We start from the raw sequence: 6,482 nt of genomic DNA on the forward strand, positions 1-6,482 counted from the left end.
GCCTGGGCGGGCTCGCCATTGATCTCATGGCGCATGGAGTCATCCTGAGACAAGGCTTGCAGATACTGAGCGCTGTGAGCGTAGCGGCGAAGCGCATTGCGCAATTCTTTCAGCTCGGCGTCGGGTCGCAGAAGCATTCTGATGTCCTCGCCGATGTCGAGGCGGAACGGACGGATGATGTCGCCCTCCTTCTGCGGAAGGACGGCGATCGGCACCGTCAGCTATGCGTTGATGGCTCTGGCGGCGGTGAGCGAATAGCGATCGACCTTGATTGGCCCCTGCCTGCAATCCCGGTCAGCGGCAGCTTCATCGGCCCCGGCCGGTTCGGCTGAAGTTAGCTCGTTCATTGCTGCGTCTCCGGCGCCGGCACCGTGACGGTGCATTTTTGGTCCTTGCCCGTCTCTTCCGCCTTTGCCAAGCACTTGGCGACCGCCTCACCACCGGCATCGTAGAACCGTGCACCCCATGACATCTTCTGGAGGGTGAAGGGATCAGCTGACGAGATCATGTCACGACCGGCTTCGATGCGACTTTTGCCCATGACGAGAGCTGCAACGTGTGCATCGGCGGAGAAGGGCAAGAAGCGCGGCAAGGCGACGAGAATGAACGCCCCGACGATCACGCCGGTAACACCTGCCACCCACATCCTAAAATCCTGATCCTTGCGATGGAAGACTTGAGCATTGTGAGAGGCAAGCACAGTGCTGATGCGCTCGAGGTCGGACGCCTGGCGCTCGAGCGCTTGCACCGCATCGCGCACCAGCCCCTCGCCACTGCGCTCGAAGATACGGGCCTGGTGCTCAGCGCTTTGCCGCAGAAGCGGCGACTGTTCGACGGCGTGAAGACGCTCGGTCATGAGCGCGAGCCCTTGTGTCAGGTGACCGAGATCAGCGCTGTAGTCGATCGGCGCTCCCTGGCGCTCGAACTGATCGAGGGCTGTCTCCACACCCCTGCGGATGGTCGTCATTTCCCGGGTGAGATCAGCGGCGAGATTTTCAACGGTTTCGCGCAGGGCTTCAAAAGCCACCGCCGGATCGCCGGCATCATCCAGAGCGGACATGTCGGGCTCCATGCCTTGATGATGCTCAATGGCTTCGGCTTTTCCGCGCCTCTCGCTGCTACGTTCGAACGGCTCGTTTTCTTTTGGCGTCATGCCATCTCCTTCTATCGCTCCAGGCCCTGTGACCGGCTACGGCTTTGCGTGAGCTGGCGCTCCATCTCCTGGGCGAGGCTCTGCTCCCGGCCGAGATGGCTGACCCCAAGCTCCTGTGCCCGACTGCGAAGGGTGAACTGCAGCTCCGGATCACGCCCCAGGCTTTGGCTCATGCTACGCATCTCGCCTTCCACCTTGCCGCGTGCCTCATCATGCAGCTGGGGCCCTTGCAGCTCCTGTCGCTCGGCCTGCAGTTCGCTCCAGCGCTCGATAAAGCGTTCAACACGCACATTCGGATCGGCTTGGCTTGCACGTTCTTTGTCCATGCCGGCCATGAGCTGGCCAACACGCTCGCGACCGGACCGCTCCGTCATCGCCTCCGCGGTCTTTGGATCATACTGCATGGCCGACTTAATCAGCGCATGCGATCCCGGTCGCATCTGATCGAGCTCTTGAGCAGCGAGCCGATAAGCCTGCATCTGCCCCTCAAGGATCGGCAGCTTCTGCTGCAGCTGCCTGTCCATTCTGCTGTAGGCCTCGGCATAGCGATCGACAGCTTTTTCGAACGCCGACATCGCCCGCACCCGCTCCGACAAACGATTGCTGGAGGATCGCTCAGGTACCTGACGCTCGCCTTTCCTAGACGGTCGCTCTGACCCAGCACCGCGGCCGGCATTCAGCTTCAGCCCGTCAAACATGCTGCGCTTCGGCCGCTGCTTCTCGGTGGAGTCCGGGCCGCTCTGTTCGCTCAGACCTGGCGAAAGCAGCGCGGCAGCCCTCTCATTGCTCGGTCGTAGCTCGGCGCGCTCTGTCGGGATTTCTATTCTGATCTCGCTGCGGACGCCGATCGCCTCCGCAATCCCCCGTCGCTCTGCAAACTGGCGCTCCGCAAGGTCCTTGGTATAATCGAGCGTCGTCTCTTTGGCCCCCGATCGCGACAGACGCTCTGCAAGCTGGCCATAGGCAAGCTCACTGGCATCCTGGACCCGCCACGCGTTGCGGTGTGTCTCAGTCCCGTCTGGAAGCGTGACCGAGACTGAACCCTCATGCCTGAGAGCAATAGTGGCTCCGATCTCAGCACCCGCGTCGTTCATCGCTGCCTGCAGCCCCACACCCCATGTCGTTTGCCGCTCACCCTGTGCAGTCTCAAGCGTCACAAAATAGCTGTCACGATTGCCCGCCTTGTGCTCGAACGGTGCCACACCATGCTCCACCAGCTTGCCGGTGGTCAGGCTCTGCCCAGACTTGCCACCGGCAAACTCCTCATGGCCTGCATAAAGTTTTGCGCCATCGCGATGCCGCGTCATGGCAACATAGGTCAGATGCCGATCCATTGTGCCCGACGCCATGACAAAGGCGCGATCAACCGTCGCCCCCTGGTTCTTATGAATGGTCGTCGCATAGCCGTGATCGAATGCCCGGTAGCTGTCGGTCGGGATGCTGACACTTTCCCCGCCCCGTCCATCAAGCTTGGCGATGATCCTGTTTTCTGCGACCCGCTCGACAGTGCCAAGCATGCCGTTCTTGACCCCGAGCTCGCGGTCATTCTCCAGGAAGACGATGCGATCACCTTCGGCGAAGTCGCGTTTCCCGTCATTGGTCTGATAGGTGAAGGCTGGGCGCTGATCGCGGTCATCGCGCTCGTTGTGAGGACCGAGATCTCCTGCCTCCCCTTTTGTCTTCCCTCCCCCGATCTCGGAGGCCGGCGTGACCGTAGCCAGCTCACCCCGCGCCTGCAGCTCGGCCCGGATCCCCTCATTGATCGCCCGCACATCGACACGACGATGCGCCATCGCAACCCGCGTGCCATCAGGACGATCATCACGATCAGTAAGATAATCCCGCACGATCTCGGACAGCACCTCCTCGCGTGTTGCTGCAAACCTGACATCGCCACGATCGCGATAGGCAGCCAATCCCTCTGCCGTCTTGTGGGTAGCGAAGGACACCGATGCCTCTCGTTGCCAGTCCTCACGCTGACGCCTGATATCGGAAAGCTCGGCATAACCGATCTGCTCAGCAATCGCCCTGAACGGCGCACCAGCGCCGATCGCCTGAAGCTGCTCATGGTCGCCAACAAGAACGAGCTTTGCGCCACGCTGCTCGACTTCATTGACGAAGTGCGCGAGCTGACGGCTTCCCACCATGCCCGCCTCGTCGATGACGAAGACATCACCACGGCCAATCTGGTTCCTGTCCCGCTCCCAACTGTGAGCCCAGGACGCGAGCGTCCGGCTCTCAATGCCGGAGCTTTCCTCCAACCCCTCAGCCGCCTTACCCGACAAGGCCGCACCATGCACGCGGTACCCTTCAGCCTCCCAAGCCTCGCGCGCAGCCGCCAGCATCGTCGACTTGCCAGCGCCTGCAAAGCCGACGACCGCAGCCACCCGCTCCGGCCCCGTGATGTGTTCAATTGCTCGTCGCTGTTCATCAGAAAGCCGTGCAGAACTGTCTCCCAAGTTTGTGCTGAGAGCAGCGTCCTGCTTTGCTATTGCTCGATCGACATATTGACGATCAACGCCATGGCTCCGCGCCTGCCGCAACAGATCCGCGCGATCAGCCATGGCCCTTTCGATCTCGACCATTTCCCGCGTCGAGTACTTCGCAAGCTCAACTTCACCTGTCTGCTCATCCACCCGCTCAGCTTGCAACTGCGTCAGCGCCGGCGACGCCATGACGGCTGCGAAGGCATTCTGGAAGGCTTGCGCATCGTCATTGATGTAGCGGTGAAGCGTGCGCGCCACATCCAGCCGATCAAACACGCTTTTCTCCGCCGTGATCAGCGTCAACACCTGTTCAGGCTTTTCTCGGATCAGATCAGCATTCTTGGACGCCGCTTCCGCATCCAGCCGCGCCCGATCAACGACAGCCCCTCGCCGATCTATCTGTGTGGCATGGACACCCATATGTGCCGTCGGCGAAAGCTCCAGCCCCCGCTCGTCATGTGAGCGATGATCAATCCTGATATCGAGACCCTCGCGGGCAAGCGCATGGTTGGCGATGCCCTCCCACACCTGTCGGATGTCGCGAAGCTGCATGTCGGTCGTCGCCATGCCATTGGCCAAAAGCCGCGCATTCTTATGCTCAAGATAGGTCTTGGTCCCAAGACCCTCCTCACTCACCTGCCGCGTGGTCATCATCACATGCGCATGCCAGTTCCGGATGTCACCGTCTCGATGCGGCGCATGGACTGCAAAATCGACCGCCGCGCCGTAGCGATTGGCAAGCTCCTGGGCAAACTCCCGCACCACCCCAACACGCCCATCCATTGAAAGCTCATGCGGAAGAGCAATCTCGAACTCGCGCGCAACACGGGCATCCTTCCGTTTCTCGGCAAGCTCCGCCGCGTTCCACAGTGCTGAGCGATCAAAGGCCCAATCAGCCTTAACTCCGTCCGGCAGCACAATCTCAGTATGCTCCACTCCCTGTTTGCGGGTGAAGTCATGCACCAACCCATCGCGCTCATTCGTCAGTCGCTCGGCACAACGGTAAGCTGCCGCTGCGACAGCGCTGCGGCCAGAGGCCCTAGAGATCGGCTTTGCGCTCAAGTGGTAGATGGCCAAACGATATCCTCAAGATCGCAATGAGGGTATCGAGCACTGAATTGCACCGCAAGTCGTAAGTGCGCCATTATGAACAAATCCGCTCCGCTTCTTCGCCCAAATGTGTCGCCCAAGACGCCAGCCCATCCCTAAGCCTCCCATCGTGGAAAATGACGATCAGAGGTTGCGCTTTAGTCGTAAATAGGTACGCTCGGACCATATCCAAGGTTGCGACGGAGCAGGATCTATGACGAAGACACCAAACCAGCCAGCGACACAGACTGCCATCGATCGATTGCGTCAGCAGGTCAAAGCTCGCAGGCCCTGGCAACTCCTCATGGTTAGCATGGGCGCGGAGAACAAAGCGACCGTTTCTGCGGAAACAACCCATGCCCTGACGCGGCTGTTCGAGTATCTGCCGGGACTGCCAGGCGTGACGCTGCAAACCGCACATGGCGATCTTCACGTAAGCCGGGACTTTCCATCAGGCGAGATGCAGATCATCGACAGCTTGATCGCGTCCGTTTTCCAAAACGATCCGCACGTCACCGGCATTGCGTTTCCCGCCACGAATGGCAAAGCCGCACATGTCGCGACAGCCGACAAACCGCATTTCCTGGCCAACGATGCTCAACGGTCCGCGGCGGCGCGCCACACTTGAGCAGGTCACGTAGCCTTCGCTCAGTTTCAATTCAGGAGACGCCGATGTCCGACCAACACGATGAGCTCAAGCGCCAAGCCGCAGCACTTCAAGAGATCATGAACAAGCCTTGTCAGCCTAGCAGCTACGAGCGCAAGCCGAAGGGCAATAGCGGTAAACACAAACGCGAGCTGAATTACAACCATCAACTAGCCGATCAGCATGATGAATGAGAGCGTTTCTGCCGAACCTCCTCTTTCATCGAGAAGGCGCGTTGAAGTGCTGCGGCGCAACCATTTATCGGCTTCGCTGCACCACAAGTTAAGGAAAATCACGTGAAGATTTCGGCTCTCACCTTCATGGCGCTCTACATCAATAGGGCTCTAGACAGCTGCAAATACGTAGGCGTTTCGATTGACACCGTTTGGGAGGGATCCAGCGACGTGAGTGGAACAGCCTGAAATGATCGTTCCACCGTTTCTCAGCTATGTCCGCGCTGCCTTCATCTTCATTAAGGGTAATGGCGGTGCACTCATCCGCATATATGCGACCTTGCTCGTCATTGTTTTCGTCGCAGAATTTACCGCAGCAACGCTGCTGACACTGTCTCGTCTCCAAAACAACCAGACCGCCTGGCTGCTGGCACAAGCCTGGGTGATTGTCGTCTCTATAGCGTTCTGTGTGTGGTCGATTAGTCGCCTTTTTCGGCGCAGCTGACCGCACTGCGACAGACCCCAATTTCTAAACACAGCTATTGTCCAAGCAGCCAGAAGAGCGTCCACGGCGAACTCGAAAAAGCAGCTCCCCAAAGTAAAGAAAAGGATCAATCGTGGCTCGTAAATCCATCGAACAACGCCTCGCAGAACTCGAGGCGCAACGCACCGCACTCAAGGCCCGTCTCGGCAAGCAGGAGCGTGCCAACGATACTAGGCGTAAAGTTCTGCTCGGTGCACTCGTTCTCCACCGCCTCGAGACCGGTCACGACGCATTCTCTAGGAACCTTGTTGGCTGGTTGCGTCGTGAACTGCCAGGCTTTCTGACCCGCAGCAACGACAAGGCACTTTTCGACGATCTGCTCAAGCAGAAGACCGTTGATGCGACCGAGAATAGCAACGGCGCCGAGGCCAGCTCATGAGCCAGGCATCAC

At 59.5% G+C, this 6,482-nt stretch carries 7 protein-coding genes; 4 read left to right on the plus strand and 3 right to left on the minus strand.

Translation table 11 applies throughout. The features are described 5' to 3' along the window. From FAA86_RS25250 to traA, 3 genes are all read right to left on the minus strand, one after another. Nucleotides 1-137, minus strand: a 137-nt coding sequence (locus tag FAA86_RS25250) for a ProQ/FINO family protein (RefSeq protein WP_425467455.1), incomplete at its 3' end; no start/stop codon positions are given. Between the two features lie 206 nt (nucleotides 138-343). Beyond that, nucleotides 344-1,153: a DUF6118 family protein gene (locus tag FAA86_RS23860; RefSeq protein ID WP_246035188.1), complete on the minus strand. Its 810-nt coding sequence runs from the start codon at nucleotides 1,151-1,153 to the stop codon at nucleotides 344-346. Nucleotides 1,154-1,164: 11 nt separating this feature from the next. Beyond that, complete coding sequence (gene traA / locus FAA86_RS23865) at nucleotides 1,165-4,716, minus strand: Ti-type conjugative transfer relaxase TraA (protein WP_136543757.1); 3,552 nt, start codon at nucleotides 4,714-4,716, stop codon at nucleotides 1,165-1,167. 226 nt (nucleotides 4,717-4,942) lie between these two features. On the opposite strand from traA, the gene FAA86_RS23870 reads away from it, so the two are divergent. From FAA86_RS23870 to FAA86_RS23880, 4 genes are all read left to right on the plus strand, one after another. Continuing rightward, complete coding sequence (locus tag FAA86_RS23870; protein ID WP_136543759.1) at nucleotides 4,943-5,356, plus strand: hypothetical protein; 414 nt, start codon at nucleotides 4,943-4,945, stop codon at nucleotides 5,354-5,356. Nucleotides 5,357-5,400: 44 nt separating this feature from the next. Then, a complete protein-coding gene (locus FAA86_RS24770) occupies nucleotides 5,401-5,568 on the plus strand; it encodes a hypothetical protein (protein ID WP_167495087.1) in 168 nt (55 codons plus the stop codon). 229 nt (nucleotides 5,569-5,797) lie between these two features. Beyond that, nucleotides 5,798-6,052: a hypothetical protein gene (locus FAA86_RS23875; protein WP_167495088.1), complete on the plus strand. Its 255-nt coding sequence runs from the start codon at nucleotides 5,798-5,800 to the stop codon at nucleotides 6,050-6,052. A 112-nt stretch (nucleotides 6,053-6,164) separates the two neighbouring features. Continuing rightward, nucleotides 6,165-6,470 (plus strand): mobilization protein, encoded by a 306-nt coding sequence (locus tag FAA86_RS23880; protein WP_136543763.1) that lies wholly within the window; start codon nucleotides 6,165-6,167, stop codon nucleotides 6,468-6,470. Nucleotides 6,471-6,482: the final 12 nt, after the last annotated feature.

Origin of the sequence: Rhizobium rosettiformans W3 (assembly GCF_004912135.1) — a bacterium.
In the GTDB taxonomy this organism is placed as follows: Bacteria; Pseudomonadota; Alphaproteobacteria; order Rhizobiales; family Rhizobiaceae; genus Allorhizobium; species Allorhizobium rosettiformans.